We start from the raw sequence: 19982 nt of genomic DNA on the forward strand, positions 1-19982 counted from the left end.
TTGATTAGGTTGAATGGGTTGGATTAAGTTGATTAAGTTAAGTGGTTGATTAAGTTAAGCAGGTATTAAAACCACACTATGCAACTCAATCCAACCCATTCACCCCAATCTAACTCATTCAACTCAATCTAACTTAATCAACTCAATATTAACTTTAATCAACCTTTAACTACAAAATAGTAATATACCGGCATAGCCGCAAAGCCCAGCGGGATAATTACCGCGAAGAACCAGGTGCCAATGGCATATACAATAGGTGTGTATTTACGGTGTACCCAACCCAGTGTGCGGAAAGCGCTCTGGAAGCCATGCAACAGGTGGAATGATAAAGCACCCATAGCAATCACGTAAAATACTACATACCATAAATGGCTAAAGCTAAATACTACACGTGCATGCAAATCTTTTACCCTTACAATTTCTACATTGTTTTCTACCGAAACAGAATGGTTAAAATCTTCTGAAACAGGTGTGTAAACAGACTCGGTTGTTTTGCCTGTTGCAAGATCTGTACGGTACTCTTTAAAGCCCATTTGTTTGTCGTTATGGTAGCGGAACCAAAAATCGCCCATGTGAATAACGATAAATAACAACAGGATAGAACCCAAAAGGCCCATGTTTTTTGATGACCAGGTAGCATCAGATTTTGGCTGAATAGCATAGCCTACGGGACGTGATTTGCGGTTTTTAACCGTAATAATTAATGCGTAAACCGCGTGTACCACTATAGACAGGTATAGGATATAGGCGATTACTTCAATTGGTGCAAAATGTGTAAGAAAGTTGGCATACACATTAAAACCAAAACCGTTATCGTTGCTAAATAGCAACAGGTTGCCCCCAAGGTGTACAATAATAAAAGTACACAAAAACAAGCCTGTTAAAGCCATGATCAGCTTTTTGCCCAGCGATGAGTTAAAGGTTTGTTTAATTTCGCTCATTATGAATTAGATTTATTTTGGCAAAAGTATCTATTATATGCCAAAAGATATAAATGCATCCGGCTTATTAACCTCTAAAAAGTTATTTAGAATCAATCTAAGAAATTACAATACAATTACACAAAATTACTGCTGTAATAACCTGCAAATGGACGGCGCATTAAGCTATCGCGACTACTTTATCTTTCAACACAGCGAAAATTTTGTCGGCCTGCCGGCTGTGGATGGCTATTTTGCCGGTAAATTTACCAAATGACGGGAATATTGCCTGCCTGCTGCCAAATGCAAAGCAAGGTAAAGTAATGCTTTGCCTGCCTTTGCCGCTCAGGTTTACACCGGGATGGATGTGTCCGCAAAAAACATAGCCGCCCGCGTTTTGCAGTTTATCGTCGGGTAAGGGATGGTGCAGCATCAGGAAGGGGCCGATCAATAATTCGTCATGCAGTTCGATATTAAGCTTTTGGTAGTTACTGTCTGCTATAATATCATGATTGCCCCTTATCAGGATGATTTGCAGTCCAGGAAACTGACTGCGCCAAAGGATAAACCAATCCCAATCATTATTCATGTCGCTGTGAAACAGATCGCCAAGGAAAATGAGTTTTTCGGGCTTGTACTCATGCACCAGGTCAGATAAGGTGGCCAGGTCGCTTTGTTCCATATCCCGGGGCACAGCTATGCCTGCTTTGCGGAAATGTCCCACTTTACCGAAGTGCACATCGGCTATTATTAAAGCTTTTTGCTGTTGCCAGTAAATGGCTTTTTGAGGCAGCAATAACAGATCCTGGTTGAGTAAATTAAAGGAGGTAGCCACACTAATCATCATAACAAAAACAAAGTTAAGAATTTATTTGGGGGGCTAACCTGATAAGGTTGCATAATTGGATATGCAAGGGGCGCAACTTAATTTTAATATTTTCAATCACTTGTAACACAACAATATAATTACCCGTAATTATGTAAAACCAATTATATGAAAGCGCATCGCCCTTTAATTTTTTTATTTGCCTGTTTTATAATAGCCGCCTGCAAAGATGATAAAATTACACCCCAGCAACTACAGGGAACATACAAAGGTTCATTCAGGAGCTTAAATACGGCTTCCATGACCGATAGATCGGGCTTACTTAACGGTAGCGCCGAAATTGCCATTAGTGGTAATACTTACCAGGGCGGTTCCACGGCAGCGCAACAAAGCAGGGGTAGTTATGTAATATCGGGTAATGAAATAATTTTTACAGACAGCCTGGCACATACGGCTGATTTTAACTGGAGTTTGCTGCTAAACGGCGCATTTAAACAAAGCACCAAAGGCGATAGTCTGGTATGGACGAAAACCCTGGGCACCTACAATTTTATTTACACCCTAAAAAAACAATAGCCTTTAGCAGCGTTATTGCTTTTTATTTTAAACCTATATATTTAATGTTAAGCAATTTTACAGAAGATACAATTAGCGTCTGTAACAACTCGAAATGATATAATAAAGGGAAACCTGCTAATAGCAATAAAGCCCGGCTGAATTTCTTCAGCCGGGCTTTGCTATATTAAACGAAACTTGATATTATTTCTCGTCTTTTACTTCTTCAAAGTCAACATCAGTTACAGTGTCGCCATGATCTTGTGCGCCTGCGTTAGCTTCTGGTTGAGGCTGACCACCATCGGCAGCACCTTTGTACATCTCTTCAGATGCGGTTGCCCATGCAGCGTTCAGTTCAGTTTGAGCGGCTTCAATAGCGTCGAAGTTTTTAGCAGCGTAAGCTTCTTTTAACTTAGCTAAACCAGCTTCAATAGGAGCTTTTTTATCAGCGCCAATTTTATCGCCGTACTCTTTCAGTTGTTTTTCTGTCGAGAAGATCAGGGCATCGGCACCGTTAAGTTTTTCAACTTCTTCACGTGCTTTTTTATCGGCATCGGCATTAGCTTCAGCTTCATCCTTCATCTTTTTGATCTCGGCATCAGTTAAACCCGAAGAGGCCTCGATACGAATTTTTTGCTCTTTACCTGTAGCTTTATCTTTAGCAGATACATGCAAGATACCGTTGGCATCAATATCAAATGTTACTTCGATTTGAGGCACACCGCGAGGTGCTGGTGGAATACCATCCAGGTGGAAACGGCCTATAGTACGGTTACCCGCAGCCATTGGGCGCTCACCCTGTAATATGTGGATCTCAACAGATGGCTGGCTATCGCTGGCAGTTGAGAAAGTTTCAGATTTTTTAGTAGGGATAGTTGTGTTCGACTCAATTAATTTGGTCATTACACCACCCATAGTTTCGATACCTAATGAAAGCGGGGTAACATCTAACAACAACACATCTTTAACTTCGCCTGTTAACACACCACCTTGAATAGCAGCACCGATAGCTACAACCTCATCTGGGTTAACACCTTTTGATGGAGTTTTGCCAAAGAATTTCTGAACAGCTTCCTGAATAGCAGGGATACGGGTTGAACCACCTACAAGGATAACTTCGTCGATATCTGAAGTGCTGTAACCTGCATTTTTCAATGCTGTTTTGCAAGGCTCAATAGTACGCTTAATCAGGCTATCTGCCAGTTGCTCAAATTTAGCACGGGTTAAAGTTTTAACCAGGTGTTTAGGCATACCATCGGCAGCAGTAATGTATGGCAAGTTAATTTCTGTTTGTGCAGAACTTGATAACTCAATTTTAGCTTTTTCGGCTGATTCTTTTAAACGCTGTAAAGCCATTGGATCTTTACGCAGATCAATACCTTCGTCGCTTTTAAATTCGTCAGCTAACCAGTCAATAATTACCTGGTCAAAGTCATCACCACCTAAGTGAGTATCACCATCGGTTGATTTTACTTCAAATACACCGTCACCTAATTCAAGGATTGATACGTCATGTGTACCACCACCGCAGTCAAAAACTGCAATTTTCATATCCTTGTGTGCTTTATCAAAGCCATAAGCCAGGGCAGCAGCAGTAGGTTCGTTAATAATACGGCGAACTTTTAAACCAGCAATTTCACCGGCTTCTTTAGTTGCCTGGCGTTGTGCATCGTTAAAGTAAGCAGGTACAGTAATAACGGCTTCAGTAACTTCAGTTCCTAAAAAGTCTTCAGCAGTTTTCTTCATTTTCTGAAGGATCATGGCCGAAATCTCTTGTGGAGTGTATTTACGGTCGCCAATTTCAACACGTGGGGTGTTGTTATCACCTTTAACCACTTTGTAAGGTACGCGTGCAGCCTCGCTGGTAACTTCGTTAAACTGGTTACCCATAAAGCGTTTGATAGACGAAATGGTTTTTGTAGGGTTAGTGATTGCCTGACGTTTAGCCGGATCACCAACTTTACGCTCGCCGTTATCAATAAAAGCTACAACGGATGGCGTAGTACGTTTTCCCTCGCTATTTGCTATAACTACAGGTTCGTTACCTTCCATTACAGACACGCAGGAGTTTGTTGTTCCTAAGTCGATTCCAATTATTTTAGACATATGATTGTTTTTTCTTGATTTTATTAATTTACTACAACTCCTATTTATCAACGTTTGTGCCAAACGCGTTTGGCAGGGCATATGGTCAGGATGACAATTATTGCGTCAGAAAAGTCATAAACTGTGGTGACAGGTTGGCAGAAATTGCTTCGTTGGAGGTAAAAGGAGAAAGGTAAAAAGTGAAAGGTTTTCATTAAATCTATATTTAAACCTTAGATTAGTATTATGAAAAATCTGCCAATAAAGTTCAACCCGAAAGAAAAGAACAAAATAAAAATAATCCCTACAGCATAACATTTATTGCTAAGATGCAGAAAAATAAAAGCGATTTAAAATCGGGTAAAACAACTAGAATAGAACCAGCGGACATGGAATTTAAAATAACGCAAAACCTAGTCAACCACTCACCATTCCACCTAATCAACTAACGAGGGCGTTGCCCGCAGCCGGGCTCTTTGCTCATAATGCGCAGGCCTTAATCACGCTGGCCGGTATCCGTTACTACCTCTAATATAGATTATATCAAATTACAGCATTAGTAATTTCCAACCTAAATCCCCATCTTTATACCAACAAATAAAACGCCTCTGTTACTAAACACATCAAACAGGCTAATCACTACGCCTGGAATTGTATAACAAAAGCTTTGCCCACAAAGCTTCACCTTCACTTTAAAAAAGAGAACCGGTTTACTATTGTTATTTAATTCCTAAACAAATCAAATGTTTTTTATAGAATCTGAACGGTTAAAACTGATACCGTTAACACACCAGCAACTTTTGCTGCTGAGGCAAGACCGTGCGCTGATGGAGACTTCCATGGGACTAACACCTTCTTTTATGCTCGTCGATCCATTTTATTATGCCGAAATCATCGATGCGCTGGACAACTTCTGGCTACCCAATACCCTCGCCTACCCCGATAAATACCTATGGTATACCGATTGGGAGCTGGTGCATAAAACCACAAAACACATCCATCGGCGGCATGGGCTTTGCCGGCTATCCAAATGACAGTGGTGAAGCAGAGATAGGCTACATGATTGATGGCAACCAGCACAACAAGGGCTTCGCGACAGAGGCCATACAGGCAATGATTAAATGGGCATTTACGCATCCGTTTGTAAAAGCCATTATTGTGCATACTTATGCCGATAACCTGCCATCGCGGAGGCTAATGGATAAGTGTGGCTTTGAGCAGGTGGAGGAGATAGAAGGATTGCTGACATATAGATTGAATAGAAAAACACTTATTTGATAATTCTGTCAATCTTTTTCAATCCAGAAAATCATGTCAAAAAAAACGCCCTGCTCAAATGAACAGGGCGTTTTTATATCTAAAAGAAAAAGATAATTATTCTCCTTTTTCTTCAGTTTCCGGAGCATCGGCTGCAGGAGCTTCAGCAACAGGTGCTTCTTTAGCTTCTTCAACAACTACTGCTTCTTCAGCTGCAACTGGTGCCGCTGTTTTAGCTTTTGCTGAACCACCACGACGGCGGGTTGATTTTTTAGTTACCGCAGCAGTATCAACACCATAAACTGTGTTATAATCTACCAACTCGATGATCGCCATTTCGGCATTGTCACCTAAACGGTTTTCTAACTTGATGATACGGGTGTAACCACCTGGGCGGTTAGCAATCTTCTCAGCAATCTCGCGGAAAAGGATTGTTGTAGCATCTTTATCTTGCAGGTAGCTAAACACTGTACGACGAGAGTGCGTAGTATCGCTTTTTGATTTAGTTAAAAGTGGTTCGATATAACCGCGCAAAACTTTTGCTTTAGCTAATGTTGTAGTAATACGCTTGTGTAGGATAAGCGAAGTTGCCATGTTTGACAGCATCGCCTTGCGATGGCTGGTAGTACGGCCTAAGTGATTGTTTTTGTTTCCGTGTCTCATTGTTTTAAATTATTTCACGTGCATACCGTCCGGCGATTTACTCAAGCCTTCGGAATTATGCCTTCGCTATTTATGTATTAGATTTGAGATGTGAGATATCAGATTTGAGATTTAAACTCTCTTCTTTTATCCTGATCCCGGTTTATTCTTAAATAAAAAATGTTAGATCGGAGGCGAGATAAATCTCATGTCTCAAATCTAACATCTTATATCTTATTCCTCGTCTAACTTAAATTTAGACAGGTTCATACCAAAAGATAAGCCTTTTGATTTAACCAGGTCCTGGATTTCAGTCAGTGATTTTTTACCAAAGTTCCTGAACTTTAACATATCAGCAACATCGTACGATACTAAATCGGCCAGGCTGCGGATATCGGCAGCTTTAAGACAATTTAATGCACGTACAGAAAGATCAAGATCAACCAATTCTGTTTTAAGGATCTTGCGCATATGCAAAATTTCCTCATCAACTTCTTTAGTTTCTTCTTTAGCCTGTGCTTCTAACATCATGTTTTCATCGCTGAACAACATAAAGTGCTGGATAAGGATCTTTGCAGCTTCCTTCAAAGCATCTTCAGGATGAACAGAACCATCAGTAGCAATATCCAATACTAATTTTTCATAGTCGGTTTTTTGCTCAACACGATAGTTTTCGATGGTATATTTAACGTTCTTTATCGGCGTATAGATAGAGTCGATAGCGATTACGCCAACATTTGCATCAGGGTTTTTATTCTCTTCGCTCGGCACGTAACCACGGCCTTTGCCAACAGTAAGCTCAATTTCAAGCGTTACTGATGAGTCCATGTTACATAAAACCAGATCAGGATTTAATACTGTAAAGTTGTTAGAGAATTTAGTAATGTCTCCGGCTTTAAAAGCATCCTGGCCATTTATAATAACAAATATTTTCTCGCTATCGCCAGATTCACCAGTCTTTTTAAAACGAACCTGTTTAAGGTTCAAGATGATCTCGGTTACGTCTTCAACAACACCTTTGATGGTTGAAAACTCATGCGTTACTCCCGAAAAACGTACTGAAGTAATTGCATAACCTTCGAGTGATGAAAGTAAGATACGACGCAGAGCATTACCAATGGTTACACCAAAACCTGGTTCTAACGGACGAAATTCAAACGTACCATCAAAATCATTTGCTTTTTGCATGATAACCTTGTCTGGTTTTTGAAATGCTAAAATTGCCATTTATATCCTTTATTTATTGTTTACTAATTGAAATGATTTTAACCACGAAAATGATTGACAGAATATGCCAACCATCCCCTGGATAATTATTTTTATTATTTTGAATACAACTCGACGATTAAGTTCTCCTTAATGTTTTCAGGAATTTCATCGCGGTTAGGATAGTTAAGGAATTTACCTGTTAAGGTATTTGCATCCCACTCCAACCAGCTGTATTTGTTGATTCTTCTGCCTGCTACTGATGTAGTAATAGCTTCTAATGATTTAGATTTTTCACGTACAGAGATAACGTCACCCGCTTTTAATGCATATGATGCGATGTTTACAACAGCGCCATTAACATTAATGTGTTTGTGGTTAACCAACTGACGGGCGCCTGAACGTGTAGGTGATATGCCTAAACGATAAACAGCGTTATCTAAACGGGCTTCTAAAAATTTCAGCAAGTTTTCACCTGTGATACCTTCTTTAGCCGAAGCGCGGTGAAACAAGTTTTCGAACTGACGCTCTAATACACCGTAAGTGTATTTAACTTTTTGTTTCTCCATTAACTGAGTTGAATACTCAGATTGTTTTCCACGACGTTTTGAAGCGCCATGCATTCCCGGTGGATAGTTTTTACGTTCTAACGCTTTATCCGGACCGAAGATCGGCTCACGGAAACGACGTGCAATTTTGGACTTAGGTCCTGTATATCTGGCCATTTTGTGTATTTTTAAAGTATCTTACAGCCTGTAGCTGTAGAATCTTAGCTTTAAAATCTGTTAATTAAACTCTTCTTCTTTTAGACGGACGGCAACCATTGTGTGGAAGCGGCGTAATGTCTTTGATAGTGGTAACTTCGATACCTGCAGTTTGCAAAGTACGGATAGCCGACTCACGACCAGCACCAGGGCCTTTTACAAACACTTCTACTTTACGCAAACCAAAGTCATAAGCAACTTTACCGCAATCGGCAGCAGCCTGACCGGCAGCATAAGGGGTGTTCTTTTTTGAACCTTTAAAACCCATTTTACCCGCAGATGACCATGAAATAGCCTGTCCGGTTTTGTTGGTAAGGGTAATGATGATGTTGTTAAAAGTAGCATTGATGTGTGCTTCGCCAACCGGCTCAACAATCACAATGCGCTTTTTGGTAACTTTTTTACTTTTAGCCATTTTTTTAATTATTGAATTAATGAATTACTGGATTATAGAATAACCCTGACCCACTAATCGTGATTATAATTTTTATTCCTGGTAAGCTTAAAGTATATAACTACCCGCCGCCAACCAATCGTTATTTACTACTTAGTAGCTTTCTTTTTGTTAGCAACTGTTTTACGTTTTCCTTTACGGGTACGTGAGTTGTTTTTAGTACGCTGACCACGTAATGGTAAACCTTTACGGTGACGTGTACCACGGTAGCAACCAATGTCCATCAAACGTTTAATGTTCAATTGCACTTCTGAACGAAGTGAACCTTCTACTTTAATTTGATCGTTGATGATTCCACGGATTGAGGCTAACTGCTCATCGGTCCAGTCCTGTACTTTTGTATTAAAATCGATACCTGCCTCAGTCAAAATCTTTTGAGCTGTTGAGCGACCTATACCGAAAATGTAAGTAAGTCCGATTTCTCCTCTTTTATTCTTTGGTAAATCAATACCTGATATCCTTGCCATATTTTATCTTAATTTATTGAGTTATCGAATTATTGAATTATCGAATACTACTAATCAGTAATTCAACATTCTCCAATTCAAAATTGTTCTTAGCCCTGGCGTTGTTTGTACTTAGGATTCTTCTTGTTAATAACGTAAAGTTTCCCGTTACGGCGAATGATTTTGCAATCTGCGCTGCGTTTTTTAATGGATGCTCTAACTTTCATCTCGTTTTTATTTATATCTATAGGTTATTCTACCCTTACTCAAATCGTACGGACTCATTTCTAATTTCACCCTGTCGCCAGGTAAAATTTTGATGTAGTGCATACGCATCTTGCCGGAAATATGGGCTATAATCTCATGACCGTTCTCCAGCTCAACCCTGAACATTGCATTTGACAATGCCTCTCTAATTGTACCGTCTTGTTCGATCGAAGATTGTTTAGCCATATTTTGTTGATTTTTACTTAATTATCCGCCCTAAAACCGGGATGCAAAATTAATAAAAATTATTTAATTATTATTCTTTTCTTTTAAAACATTATCAACATACTCAAACGTTGATAAAATGTCTGGTTTTCCTTTGCCTATCGCAACAGTATGCTCATAATGAGCAGATGCTTTTTTATCTACAGTTGATACGGTCCATCCATCATCCCAAAATTTAACACCGGCGCGGCCGGCATTTATCATTGGTTCAATGGCAATTACCATCCCCTCTTCAAGCTTAATGCCCGATCCACGTTTACCGTAGTTAGGCACTTCGGGTTTTTCGTGAAGTTTAACCCCCACGCCATGCCCCACAAGCTCTTTAACAACTCCAAAGCCATTCTTCTCGGCGTGTTCCTGTATCGCGTAACCTATATCCCCTATCCGCATACCAACAACAGCTTTGGCAACCCCCAGGTCCAAACACTCTTTGGTTACCCGCATGAGTTTTTTTACTGTTTCGCTTACTTCACCAATAGCAAAAGTATAAGCCGAGTCGCCTACAAAACCGTTTAATATGGCACCGCAATCAACAGATACTAAATCACCTTCTACCAATACATGTTTTCCGGGGAAACCATGAACTACCTGGTCATTTAATGATATGCAGAGGGAGTAGGGAAACCCACCGTAGTTTAAAAAAGCGGGGATACCGCCGTTATCACGTATAAAGGTTTCAGCAAGTCTGTCGAGTTCGATAGTGGTAACACCCGGGCCTATTACTTTAGCAACCTCTGCATGTGTTCTTGACACCAGCAGTGCGCTTTCCCGGATCAACTCTATTTCCTCGGCAGACTTGTAAATTATTTTCGACATTCCTTATTAGATCGCTGTCGGACTTGTTCCGGCAGCAGCTGGCATTGCTGTACGTCCTTTAATTCGTCCGGTTTTCATTAAACCATCATAATGGCGCATCAACAGGTGGCTTTCTATCTGTTGCAATGTATCCAACACAACACCTACCAGGATAATTAACGATGTGCCGCCAAAAAATCTCGCGAAGATTGGAGATACACCAACTAAACTGGCAATTGCCGGTATAATTGCTATTATAGCAAGGAAAACAGATCCAGGCAAGGTAATTTTTGATATTACACCATCTATATAATCGGCAGTTGCTTTACCTGGTTTAACACCCGGAATAAACCCGCCGTTCTTCTTCATATCATCAGCCATCTGGTTAGGGTTAACCGTAATAGCTGTGTAGAAGTAAGTAAACAGGATAATTAACACGCCAAACAGCGTATTGTGCTGCCATGAATTATAATTTGATAACGCAATTAGTATACCATTTGAGGAAATGTTTGGCATAAACTGTTGTACAGTTTGCGGTATAAACATTAATGCCTGCGCAAATATGATAGGCATTACACCTGCAGCATTTACCTTTAACGGTATATACTGGCGCACGCCGCCATATTGTTTATTACCTACTATACGCTTAGCATACTGCACCGCAATTTTACGGGTGCCCTGTACAATAAGGATAGTAAACATTACCACGCCAATTAAGCCTACAATTTCAACAATGAATGTAATTAAACCACCTGTACCGCTGGTACGTGAGGTAAACTCTGTTAAAAATGCACCTGGTAATTGGGCTATAATACCAACCATGATGATAAGCGATATACCGTTACCAATACCTTTGTCTGTAATTTTTTCTCCCAACCACATTACAAATAATGTACCTGCGGTTAAAACAAACATATTAAGCACAGTAAAGAATGGGTTACTGATCAGCATAGCCTCTGGCGAGATCTGCGATTTTAAATAACCTATAGCCTGCAAAGCCGTAATACCTATGGTTAGGTAACGGGTCCACTGGTTAAGCTTATTACGGCCGCTTTCGCCCTCTTTTTGTAATTTGGTGAAATAAGGCACCGCGATACCCAATAATTGCACCACAATTGAAGCCGAAATATAAGGCATTACACCCAATGCAAAAATAGAGGCATGTGAAAACGAGCCTCCCGAAAACATATTCAGCAATCCTACTAATCCTTCTGCTTTTTGGTTAGCTACTGACGCAGGATTAACCCCCGGTAGTACCACAAAGGAACCTACACGATATATTACAAGAAATAAGAGTGTGTTTATAATACGCACTCTTAAATCTTCTATTTTCCAGATATTGGATAATGTGGTGAAAAATTTCTTCATCCTAAAATTATAGCTTAACTATGGTACCACCAGCTGCTTCAATAGCTTTTTGAGCTGTAGCAGTAAATGCATGTGCCTTAACTTCTAATTTGGCAGTTAATTCGCCACGGCCCAGGATTTTAACCAGGTCGTTACGCGATACCAAACCATGTAATTTCAAGGTATCAAAATCAACAACATCAAGTGTGTATTTTGTTACTAATTCTTGCAATACATCAAGGTTAACACCAGTATACTCTACGCGGTTAGGGTTTTTAAAACCAACCTTAGGCACACGGCGTTGTAAAGGCATCTGACCGCCTTCAAAACCTACCTTGCTGCTTGTACCTGAACGTGAACCGGCGCCTTTGTGGCCACGGGTTGACGTACCGCCACGGCCAGAACCTGTACCACGGCCAATTCTTTTCCTATTTTTAGTAGAACCTTCTGCAGGTTTTAAATTACTTAAATTCATGATATTAAATATTTTCTACTGCTACCAGGTGGTTAACTTTTCTAACCATACCAATTATAGCTGCAGTTGCCTCAACTTCCACACTGTGGTTAATTTTACGCAAGCCTAATGCTTCTACGGTCCTTTTTTGGCGCTCACTTCTGTCGATCACGCTCTTAATCTGAGTTATTTTGATTTTGGCCATGACTGATTATCCGTTAAATACTTTACCTAAACTAACGCCGCGTTGCTGAGCTACAGTATGGGCATCACGTAATTGTGATAACGCAGATACGGTTGCTTTAACCACGTTGTGCGGATTTGATGAACCTTTTGATTTTGCTAACACGTTGTGGATACCTGCAGACTCTAACACTGCACGCATTGCACCACCCGCGATAACACCGGTACCGTTTGCTGCTGGTTTCAAGAAAACGAAACCGCCGCTGAATTTACCAATTTGCTCGTGAGGGATTGTGTTGTTAATAATAGGAACTTTAACTAAGTTCTTTTTAGCATCATCAATACCTTTTGCAATAGCTTCGGTAACCTCTTTTGCTTTGCCTAATCCGTAACCTACAACACCGTTTTCGTCACCTACTACCACGATGGCAGAAAAGCTGAAAGTACGGCCACCTTTGGTTACTTTGGCAACACGCTGTATGCTTACCAAGCGGTCTTTTAATTCGATCTCGCTTGTTTTTACTCTTTTTATGTTGATTGTTGACATTTCTCTGTTCGATTAAAAGTTTAAACCACCTTCACGTGCACCTTCGGCCAGTGACTTAACACGACCATGGTACAAATAACCGTTCCTGTCGAAAACCACATCTTTAATACCTGCTGCGATAGCTTTCTGCGCTACCAGTTTGCCTACGGCTACTGATTGATCAGATTTTGTGCCATCAGCGGTAAAATCTTTTGATAAAGATGATGCTGATACGATAGTTTTACCGGTTAAATCGTCAATGATCTGCGCGTAAATACCTTTATTGCTCCTGTATACTGACAGGCGAGGACGCTCTGTTGATCCTGAAAGGCGTTTTCTGATACCTTTTTTAATCCTGTCTCTTCTTGATAATTTAGCTCCCATGACGATTATTTTTTAGATGCTGATTTACCTGCTTTTCTTCTCAATATCTCGCCTACAAACTTAATACCTTTACCTTTGTAAGGCTCTGGAGTACGTAACGAACGTATTTTTGCAGCTACCTGGCCAATTAACTGTTTGTCAATTGATTCAAGTATGATAGTTGGGTTTTTACCCTTATCAGCAGTGGTTGTAACTTTAATTTCTGTTGGCAATTCAAATACATAGTGGTGAGAGTAACCCAACACTAAATCTAATGTATTACCGGTATTGGTAGCACGGTAACCTACACCAACCAATTCCTGTTGTATTTTGTAACCTTCGGTTACGCCTACTACCATGTTGTTGATAAGCGCACGGTATAAACCATGTAATGCTTTGTGACGTTTTTGATCAGACGGGCGCTGAACCAGTAACTGACCATCTTCCTGTGCAATGGTGATATCGCTATCAACCGCTTGCTGCAATTGACCTTTAGGGCCTTTTACGGTAACAACATTATCTGCTGATACGGTAACAGTTACTCCTGCTGGCATTGCTATCGGTGCTTTTCCTACTCTTGACATTGCTTAATTTCTCCTATTAATAAACGTAGCATAAAACTTCGCCACCTACATTTTGCTGACGGGCTTCTTTATCAGACATTACGCCTTTAGAAGTTGACAGGATGGCGATACCTAAACCATTTAATACTCTTGGCATTTTTTCCATGCCTGCGTATTTCCTCAAACCTGGTTTACTGATGCGCGTAATGCTACGGATAGCAGAAATTTTAGTTATCGGGTGGTACTTTAAAGCAACTTTAATGCTGCCTTGCGGACCATTTTCTTCAAACTTGTAATTGGCAATGTAACCTTTGTCGAAAAGCACCTTAGTGATTTCCTTCTTCAGATTTGATGCAGGAATTTCAACAACCCTATGGTTGGCTTTAATAGCATTCCTTACTCTTGTAAGATAATCTGCGATTGGATCTGTATTCATTTTATTGGGTTATGATGGTGGTTTCCTTCCCGTAACATCCGGGACGACCTTCCATCGGTTAATTCATTTTGTATTTCGTATTTAGGATGTTCGATTTCGGATTTACCTTGTCAAACTCCCATTTCCGATTTAACACAAAATATCAAATTCCGAAATTGAAATTCCGAAATCCGATATTCTATTTTTTGCTTACCAGCTTGCTTTCTTTACTCCCGGGATTTTGCCATCAAGGGCCATTTCACGGAATGTTACGCGTGAAATACCAAACTGACGCATATAACCACGTGGGCGGCCGGTTAATTTACAACGGTTGTGTAATTTTACCGGAGATGATGCCTTAGGTAATTTATCTAAACCAACGTAATCGCCGGCTTCTTTAAGGGCTGCTCTTTTCTCTGCGTATTTAGCAACCAATTTAGCGCGCTTTACTTCACGAGCTTTTACACCTTCTTTAGCCATTGCTATTTTGATTTTTAAATGGTAATCCAAATTGTTTCAACAACTCCAATGCTTCAACATCGTTTGTTGCGGAGGTTACAAAGGTAATATCCATACCTTGGATTTTATTGATTTTGTCAATATTTATCTCAGGGAATATAATTTGCTCTGTAATACCTAAAGTATAGTTACCTCTGCCGTCAAAACCTTTGTCGTTGATGCCTTTAAAGTCACGGATACGTGGCAGGGCAACAGCGATTAAACGATCTAAAAACTCATACATTGTGTTGTCACGCAAGGTAACACGTACGCCAACCGGCATATTTTTACGCAATTTAAAGTTCGAGATATCTTTTTTAGATTTTGAAGATACTGCCTGCTGGCCAGTGATGGTTGTTAACTCGGTGATGGTGTTCTCGATAAGTTTTTTATCGGTAGTAGCACCGCCAACACCCTGGTTAATGGCAATTTTCTCCAGTTTAGGAACCTGCATTACGCTTTTGTACTGAAATTTATCTTTCAGCGCGGTGCGAATTTCGTCCTTGTATTTTGTTTTTAATCTTGGTACGTAAGTCATTACTTAATTTCCTCCCCTGATTTTTTTGCTACCCTTACTAATTTGCCGGCATCGTTCAATTTACGGCCAACACGGGTTGTATTACCTGATTTAGGGTCAACCAGCGCAAGGTTTGAAATATGTATAGCAGCCTCTTGTTTAACAATTCCGCCGTTAGGGTTAGCAGCATTAGGTTTGGTATGTTTTGATACCATATTGGCACCTTCAACAACAGCCCTGTTTTTTGCTATTATCACCTCAACTACTTTACCTTGCGATCCTTTTGAATCGCCGGCTATAACTTTTACCAGGTCGCCTTTGCGAATTTTCAGTTTGCCTGGTGTTGCAACTTTTTTCTTTTCCATGATTACAATACCTCCGGTGCTAATGATACAATTTTCATAAATTGTTTCTCACGCAGTTCTCTTGCAACAGGGCCAAAGATACGTGTGCCTCTTGGCTCATCCTGGTTATTTAACAAAACAGCTGCGTTATCGTCGAAACGGATGTATGAACCATCTTTTCTGCGGATCTCTTTTTTGGTGCGTACTACTACGGCTTTTGATACAGTACCTTTTTTTACGTTACCTGATGGTAAAGCGCTTTTTACGGTTACTACTATCTTATCGCCTATAGATGCATACCTTTTGCCGGTACCACCTAACACGCGGATCACTAAAACTTCTTTAGCGCCACTGTTATCGGCTACGTTTAATCTTGATTCCTGTTGTACCATCTTATTTAGCCCTTTCTAAAATTTGAACTAATCTCCAGTTTTTGCTCTTGCTCAGCGGGCGGGTTTCCATAATCAATACGGTATCGCCAATGCCACAAGTGTTGGTCTCATCATGAGCCATAAATTTTGTGGTTTTTTTCACGAATTTACCGTAGATAGGGTGTTTCACTTTACGCTCAACAGCCACTACAATAGATTTTTCCATCTTATTGCTAACCACCAGGCCGGTACGTGTTTTTCTTAAATTTCTTTCCATTTTTCTGAATGCTTAAAAAATTAATTCTTTTCAGAAGCCGACGCCGCTTTGCGTTTTGTTAATTCAGTATTTAACTGAGCAATTCCCTTGCGTACCTTTGTTATACGGGATGGATTCTCGATAGCCGATACCGCGTGAGCAAATTTCAATTTGGTAAGGGTTGACCTTTCCTCGCCGATTTTTGCTACCAGTTCTTCTGTAGATAGTCCCAAAATTTCTGAGTTCTTCATCTTCTTGTGTTATTTGTTGTAATAGTAGAAAGTTTCAACGTTGTATTGTTTTGGTTTGATGGTTGAAAGTTCGGCATCTAACTTTACAACTTGTGAAAACTTTACAACTTTTCAACTCTTCCAATTTATGCTTCTACGTAATCCCTACGTACAATAAATCTTGTTTGTACCGGAAGTTTTTGTGCTGCAAGGCGCAAAGCCTCTTTAGCAACTTCCATAGGCACACCTTCGGCCTCAAAAATGATCCTTCCGGGGCGTACTACCGCTACCCAGTACTCAGGAGCACCTTTACCTTTACCCATACGTACCTCTGCTGGTTTCTTGGTTACAGGCTTGTCAGGGAAAATCCTGATCCACACCTGGCCTTCACGTTTCATAAAACGTGTTACAGCAATACGTGCAGCCTCGATCTGGCGGCTGGTAATCCATGCCGCTTCGAGTGATTTTACACCGAAAGATCCGAATGAAAGTTCAGCACCACGAGTGGCTAAACCTTTCATCCTGCCTTTTTGCATCTTTCTGAACTTCGTTCTTTTTGGCTGTAGCATTTTCTTAAGTATTGAGATTTGAGATTTGAGATTTGAGATCGCTGATCTGTATATCCTTTTTATCTTCTATCTTGTTATTTTTTGCTTTATCGCAGTTTTGGTAAGAGAAGAGGATACTGTCTCATATCTCACATCTCATATCTATTATCTGTTATTAATTATCTCTTTCCTGGGCCACCTGGACGGTTACCGCCACCTTGACCACCTGGACGGCTGCCACCTTGACCACCCGGACGGCTGTTACCGCCACCACGAGGACCACCTTGACCACCTGCTCCAGGACCGCCTCTGCGATCGCCACCTGGTTTCCTGTCATTTCTGCGTTCGCCACCACGTTCGCCACCGCGAGCGTTATCACGACCACCGAATGCCGGGGCACCATCTGGCCTGCCACCTTTACCGCTTGCGCTGCTTGCACCACCAATGTTTGGCGATAAATCGCGTTTGCCGTAAACTTCGCCTTTACAGATCCATACTTTAACACCTATTTTACCATAAGTAGTTAATGCTTCTGCCAATGCGTAGTCAATATCAGCACGGAAAGTGTGCAAAGGAATTCTTCCTTCTTTATATTGTTCGCTACGTGCCATCTCAGCGCCACCTAAACGGCCTGATGTCATGATCTTAATACCTTCGGCACCCATTCTCATGGTTGAAGCGATAGTAGTTTTCATGGCACGACGGAAAGAGATACGCGCTTCTAATTGTTTTGCAATGCCTTCTGCCACTAATTGTGCATCAAGCTCGGGGCGTTTGATTTCGAAGATGTTGATCTGAACTTCCTTTTTCGTAAGTTTTTTCAACTCTTCTTTAATCTTATCAACTTCGGCACCGCCTTTACCAATCACAATACCCGGACGGGCAGTGTGGATAGTTACAGTGATGCGTTTTAATGTGCGTTCGATAACCACTTTTGATACACCACCTTTAGCGATACGTGCTGAAAGGTATTTGCGGATTTTTTCGTCTTCAACTAATTTGTCGGCATAATGATTGCCACCGAACCAATTAGAATCCCAACCTCTGATGATTCCTAATCTGTTACCTATTGGATGTGCTTTCTGTCCCATTTCAAATTAATTGTTTTCGTTTTTACTATCCACAACCAGTGTTACATGGTTTGAGCGTTTACGGATACGGTATCCCCTTCCTTGCGGAGCAGGGCGTAACCTTTTTAGCTGACGACCACCGCCTACTGAGATTTCTTTAATAAACAAGCCATGATCTTCGGCTTTTTTACCTTCGTTTTTTGCTTCCCAGTTAGTAATTGCCGATACTAATAATTTCTCTACACGAATGGCAGCTTCTTTATTAGTAAACTTTAAGATACTTAAAGCTGAAAATACATTTTTACCACGAACCAGGTCAACTACCAAACGCATCTTGCGTGGTGAAGTTGGGCAGTCCTGTAATTTGGCAACAGATGCACCACCGGTTACGGCTTTTGCAGCTTCTTTTTGTTGCCTGATTAGTACAGACTTTTTAATTTTTGTTGTTGCTTCCATTGCCTGTTATTTTTTCTTCTCTGCGTGACCGCGGAATGTACGGGTTGGAGCAAATTCTCCCAACTTGTGACCAACCATGTTTTCTGTTACATACACCGGGATAAACTTGTTACCATTGTGTACTGCGAATGTGTGACCAACGAAATCAGGAGAGATCATGGAACGACGTGACCATGTTTTTACAACTGATTTTTTGCTTGATTCATTCAAGGTCAGAACTTTTCTTTCCAGGTTATGATCAATATAAGGTCCTTTTTTAATTGAACGTGCCATTATTTTTTCCTTCTTTCAATGATATAACGATCCGACCCTTTTTTCTTATCACGAGTTTTGTAGCCTTTAGCTAACAAACCTTTACGTGAGCGTGGATGACCACCTGAGGCTCTACCCTCACCACCACCCATAGGGTGATCTACCGGGTTCATGGCAACACCACGAACACGCGGCCTGCGGCCTAACCAACGTTTGCGGCCTGCTTTACCTAACACCGCGTTTGCTCTTTCGCCATTTGAAACGGTACCAATAGTTGCCAAACAGGTTGACAATATCATACGGGTTTCGCCTGAAGGCAATTTGATGATGGCATATTTACCATCGCGCGCCGAAAGCTGGGCATAAGTACCGGCACTGCGGGCAATAACACCACCCTGGCCTGGGTTTAACTCAATGTTGTGGATGATAGAACCTAACGGGATGTTCTTCAAAGGCATGGTATTACCAACCTCTGGAGTAGCTGTCTCGCCGGCTACAACTACCGTTCCAACTGTTAAGCCTTCCGGAGCTATCATATATCGTTTTTCACCATCAGCAAAATGTAACAGTGCTATACGTGCCGAACGGTTAGGATCGTACTCGATAGTTGCAACCTTTGCAGGGATATCAAATTTATTACGTTTGAAGTCAACTAACCTGTATGCTTGTTTATGACCACCACCTAAGTAGCGCATAGTCATTTTACCGGTGTTGTTACGTCCGCCCGATCTAGTGTTTGATGATACAACCAACGACTTTTCAGGAACGTTTGTTGTAATATCTGAGTTAGATACGTCAACTCTGAAACGGGTACCCGGGGTAACCGGTTTAAATCTCTTTACTGCCATCTCTATAATTATATATTGCTGTAAAAATCAATTGTTTGACCGTCATTCAAAGTAATGATCGCTTTTTTATACGTAGCAGCACGGCCAGATACGGCGCCTGCCTTAGTATTGCGAGTTTTAAGTTTGCCGACGTATTTCATAGTGTTTACCGCTTTAACGTTAACACCGTACATTGCCTCAATGGCGCCTTTAATCTGAATTTTGTTTGCTCTGTGATCAACTTTGAAAGCATAACGGTTAAGTTTCTCGGTTAATTGAGTTACTTTTTCAGTAAGTAGGGGTTTCTTTAAAATTTCCAT

33 protein-coding genes are annotated in these 19982 nt (G+C 40.7%); 3 read left to right on the plus strand and 30 right to left on the minus strand.

Features of this window, described 5'->3' with window-relative positions:
• Window positions 1–158: 158 nt before the first annotated feature.
• Window positions 159–941, minus strand: a complete 783-nt coding sequence (locus FSB76_RS06980; protein ID WP_147052916.1) for a succinate dehydrogenase cytochrome b subunit — start codon at window positions 939–941, stop codon at window positions 159–161.
• A gap of 160 nt (window positions 942–1101) precedes the next feature.
• Window positions 1102–1767, minus strand: coding sequence for a ligase-associated DNA damage response endonuclease PdeM (gene pdeM / locus FSB76_RS06985; RefSeq protein ID WP_225976442.1), 666 nt, complete (start codon window positions 1765–1767; stop codon window positions 1102–1104).
• 147 nt (window positions 1768–1914) lie between these two features.
• Between pdeM and FSB76_RS06990 the strand changes: the two genes are divergently transcribed.
• Window positions 1915–2322, plus strand: a complete 408-nt coding sequence (locus FSB76_RS06990; RefSeq protein WP_147052917.1) for a hypothetical protein — start codon at window positions 1915–1917, stop codon at window positions 2320–2322.
• 183 nt (window positions 2323–2505) lie between these two features.
• Here FSB76_RS06990 and dnaK read toward each other — a convergent pair whose 3' ends face one another.
• Window positions 2506–4407: a molecular chaperone DnaK gene (gene dnaK / locus FSB76_RS06995; RefSeq protein WP_090643479.1), complete on the minus strand. Its 1902-nt coding sequence runs from the start codon at window positions 4405–4407 to the stop codon at window positions 2506–2508.
• A gap of 722 nt (window positions 4408–5129) precedes the next feature.
• Here dnaK and FSB76_RS32460 point away from each other — a divergent pair.
• Both FSB76_RS32460 and FSB76_RS07000 read left to right on the plus strand, forming a co-directional pair.
• Window positions 5130–5420: a hypothetical protein gene (locus FSB76_RS32460; protein ID WP_225976557.1), complete on the plus strand. Its 291-nt coding sequence runs from the start codon at window positions 5130–5132 to the stop codon at window positions 5418–5420.
• Window positions 5395–5664: a GNAT family N-acetyltransferase gene (locus FSB76_RS07000; RefSeq protein ID WP_262713504.1), complete on the plus strand. Its 270-nt coding sequence runs from the start codon at window positions 5395–5397 to the stop codon at window positions 5662–5664. The genes FSB76_RS32460 and FSB76_RS07000 overlap by 26 nt, the downstream gene beginning before the upstream one ends.
• Window positions 5665–5760: 96 nt before the next feature.
• Here FSB76_RS07000 and rplQ read toward each other — a convergent pair whose 3' ends face one another.
• The 27 genes from rplQ to rplW all read right to left on the minus strand — a co-directional run bounded on the left by rplQ (window position 5761) and on the right by rplW (window position 19982).
• On the minus strand, window positions 5761–6306 hold the full coding sequence (gene rplQ / locus FSB76_RS07005; protein WP_147052919.1) for a 50S ribosomal protein L17: 546 nt from the start codon (window positions 6304–6306) through the stop codon (window positions 5761–5763).
• Between the two features lie 213 nt (window positions 6307–6519).
• Complete coding sequence (locus FSB76_RS07010; RefSeq protein WP_090643464.1) at window positions 6520–7512, minus strand: DNA-directed RNA polymerase subunit alpha; 993 nt, start codon at window positions 7510–7512, stop codon at window positions 6520–6522.
• Window positions 7513–7607: 95 nt separating this feature from the next.
• Complete coding sequence (gene rpsD, locus FSB76_RS07015) at window positions 7608–8216, minus strand: 30S ribosomal protein S4 (protein WP_090643461.1); 609 nt, start codon at window positions 8214–8216, stop codon at window positions 7608–7610.
• A gap of 64 nt (window positions 8217–8280) precedes the next feature.
• On the minus strand, window positions 8281–8670 hold the full coding sequence (rpsK, locus tag FSB76_RS07020; RefSeq protein WP_090643458.1) for a 30S ribosomal protein S11: 390 nt from the start codon (window positions 8668–8670) through the stop codon (window positions 8281–8283).
• A 128-nt stretch (window positions 8671–8798) separates the two neighbouring features.
• Window positions 8799–9176: a 30S ribosomal protein S13 gene (rpsM, locus tag FSB76_RS07025; protein WP_090643454.1), complete on the minus strand. Its 378-nt coding sequence runs from the start codon at window positions 9174–9176 to the stop codon at window positions 8799–8801.
• A gap of 89 nt (window positions 9177–9265) precedes the next feature.
• Window positions 9266–9382, minus strand: coding sequence for a 50S ribosomal protein L36 (gene rpmJ, locus FSB76_RS07030; RefSeq protein ID WP_074487407.1), 117 nt, complete (start codon window positions 9380–9382; stop codon window positions 9266–9268).
• Between the two features lie 7 nt (window positions 9383–9389).
• Window positions 9390–9608, minus strand: a complete 219-nt coding sequence (gene infA, locus FSB76_RS07035) for a translation initiation factor IF-1 (RefSeq protein WP_090643449.1) — start codon at window positions 9606–9608, stop codon at window positions 9390–9392.
• A 63-nt stretch (window positions 9609–9671) separates the two neighbouring features.
• On the minus strand, window positions 9672–10463 hold the full coding sequence (map, locus tag FSB76_RS07040) for a type I methionyl aminopeptidase (RefSeq protein WP_147052920.1): 792 nt from the start codon (window positions 10461–10463) through the stop codon (window positions 9672–9674).
• Window positions 10464–10469: 6 nt separating this feature from the next.
• Window positions 10470–11810, minus strand: coding sequence for a preprotein translocase subunit SecY (secY, locus tag FSB76_RS07045; RefSeq protein ID WP_147052921.1), 1341 nt, complete (start codon window positions 11808–11810; stop codon window positions 10470–10472).
• A 7-nt stretch (window positions 11811–11817) separates the two neighbouring features.
• The gene (rplO, locus tag FSB76_RS07050) at window positions 11818–12264 is read right to left on the minus strand and encodes a 50S ribosomal protein L15 (RefSeq protein ID WP_090643436.1); all 447 of its coding nucleotides are present in this window, start codon (window positions 12262–12264) and stop codon (window positions 11818–11820) included.
• Window positions 12265–12268: 4 nt separating this feature from the next.
• Window positions 12269–12448: a 50S ribosomal protein L30 gene (gene rpmD / locus FSB76_RS07055; RefSeq protein WP_147052922.1), complete on the minus strand. Its 180-nt coding sequence runs from the start codon at window positions 12446–12448 to the stop codon at window positions 12269–12271.
• Between the two features lie 6 nt (window positions 12449–12454).
• Window positions 12455–12973 carry a 30S ribosomal protein S5 gene (gene rpsE / locus FSB76_RS07060; RefSeq protein ID WP_090643427.1) on the minus strand — a complete coding sequence of 173 codons (519 nt, stop codon included), beginning with the start codon at window positions 12971–12973 and terminating at the stop codon, window positions 12455–12457.
• A 12-nt stretch (window positions 12974–12985) separates the two neighbouring features.
• Window positions 12986–13336: a 50S ribosomal protein L18 gene (gene rplR, locus FSB76_RS07065; RefSeq protein ID WP_090643423.1), complete on the minus strand. Its 351-nt coding sequence runs from the start codon at window positions 13334–13336 to the stop codon at window positions 12986–12988.
• Between the two features lie 5 nt (window positions 13337–13341).
• The gene (gene rplF / locus FSB76_RS07070) at window positions 13342–13899 is read right to left on the minus strand and encodes a 50S ribosomal protein L6 (RefSeq protein ID WP_090643419.1); all 558 of its coding nucleotides are present in this window, start codon (window positions 13897–13899) and stop codon (window positions 13342–13344) included.
• 16 nt (window positions 13900–13915) lie between these two features.
• Entirely contained in the window at window positions 13916–14314 is a 399-nt protein-coding gene (gene rpsH, locus FSB76_RS07075; protein ID WP_090643415.1) for a 30S ribosomal protein S8, read from the minus strand.
• A 189-nt stretch (window positions 14315–14503) separates the two neighbouring features.
• Entirely contained in the window at window positions 14504–14773 is a 270-nt protein-coding gene (gene rpsN, locus FSB76_RS07080; RefSeq protein ID WP_090643411.1) for a 30S ribosomal protein S14, read from the minus strand.
• The gene (gene rplE / locus FSB76_RS07085) at window positions 14766–15329 is read right to left on the minus strand and encodes a 50S ribosomal protein L5 (RefSeq protein ID WP_090643407.1); all 564 of its coding nucleotides are present in this window, start codon (window positions 15327–15329) and stop codon (window positions 14766–14768) included. The genes rpsN and rplE overlap by 8 nt, the downstream gene beginning before the upstream one ends.
• Window positions 15329–15673: a 50S ribosomal protein L24 gene (gene rplX, locus FSB76_RS07090; RefSeq protein ID WP_147052923.1), complete on the minus strand. Its 345-nt coding sequence runs from the start codon at window positions 15671–15673 to the stop codon at window positions 15329–15331. The genes rplE and rplX overlap by 1 nt, the downstream gene beginning before the upstream one ends.
• 2 nt (window positions 15674–15675) lie before the next feature.
• Window positions 15676–16044, minus strand: coding sequence for a 50S ribosomal protein L14 (rplN, locus tag FSB76_RS07095; protein WP_073405786.1), 369 nt, complete (start codon window positions 16042–16044; stop codon window positions 15676–15678).
• 1 nt (window position 16045) lies between these two features.
• Window positions 16046–16300 carry a 30S ribosomal protein S17 gene (rpsQ, locus tag FSB76_RS07100; RefSeq protein ID WP_008506277.1) on the minus strand — a complete coding sequence of 85 codons (255 nt, stop codon included), beginning with the start codon at window positions 16298–16300 and terminating at the stop codon, window positions 16046–16048.
• A gap of 20 nt (window positions 16301–16320) precedes the next feature.
• On the minus strand, window positions 16321–16530 hold the full coding sequence (rpmC, locus tag FSB76_RS07105; protein ID WP_090643399.1) for a 50S ribosomal protein L29: 210 nt from the start codon (window positions 16528–16530) through the stop codon (window positions 16321–16323).
• A gap of 125 nt (window positions 16531–16655) precedes the next feature.
• Complete coding sequence (gene rplP / locus FSB76_RS07110; protein WP_090643396.1) at window positions 16656–17078, minus strand: 50S ribosomal protein L16; 423 nt, start codon at window positions 17076–17078, stop codon at window positions 16656–16658.
• Window positions 17079–17236: 158 nt separating this feature from the next.
• Entirely contained in the window at window positions 17237–18148 is a 912-nt protein-coding gene (gene rpsC / locus FSB76_RS07115) for a 30S ribosomal protein S3 (RefSeq protein WP_147052924.1), read from the minus strand.
• Window positions 18149–18154: 6 nt separating this feature from the next.
• Window positions 18155–18583 (minus strand): 50S ribosomal protein L22, encoded by a 429-nt coding sequence (gene rplV / locus FSB76_RS07120; protein ID WP_090643385.1) that lies wholly within the window; start codon window positions 18581–18583, stop codon window positions 18155–18157.
• Window positions 18584–18589: 6 nt separating this feature from the next.
• Window positions 18590–18856: a 30S ribosomal protein S19 gene (rpsS, locus tag FSB76_RS07125; protein WP_076377419.1), complete on the minus strand. Its 267-nt coding sequence runs from the start codon at window positions 18854–18856 to the stop codon at window positions 18590–18592.
• Window positions 18856–19683 (minus strand): 50S ribosomal protein L2, encoded by an 828-nt coding sequence (gene rplB, locus FSB76_RS07130; RefSeq protein ID WP_147052925.1) that lies wholly within the window; start codon window positions 19681–19683, stop codon window positions 18856–18858. Before rplB ends, rpsS begins: the two co-directional genes overlap by 1 nt.
• 8 nt (window positions 19684–19691) lie before the next feature.
• Complete coding sequence (gene rplW, locus FSB76_RS07135; protein ID WP_090643376.1) at window positions 19692–19982, minus strand: 50S ribosomal protein L23; 291 nt, start codon at window positions 19980–19982, stop codon at window positions 19692–19694.

The organism is Mucilaginibacter ginsenosidivorax (genome assembly GCF_007971525.1).
GTDB classification, from domain to species: domain Bacteria; phylum Bacteroidota; class Bacteroidia; order Sphingobacteriales; family Sphingobacteriaceae; genus Mucilaginibacter; species Mucilaginibacter ginsenosidivorax.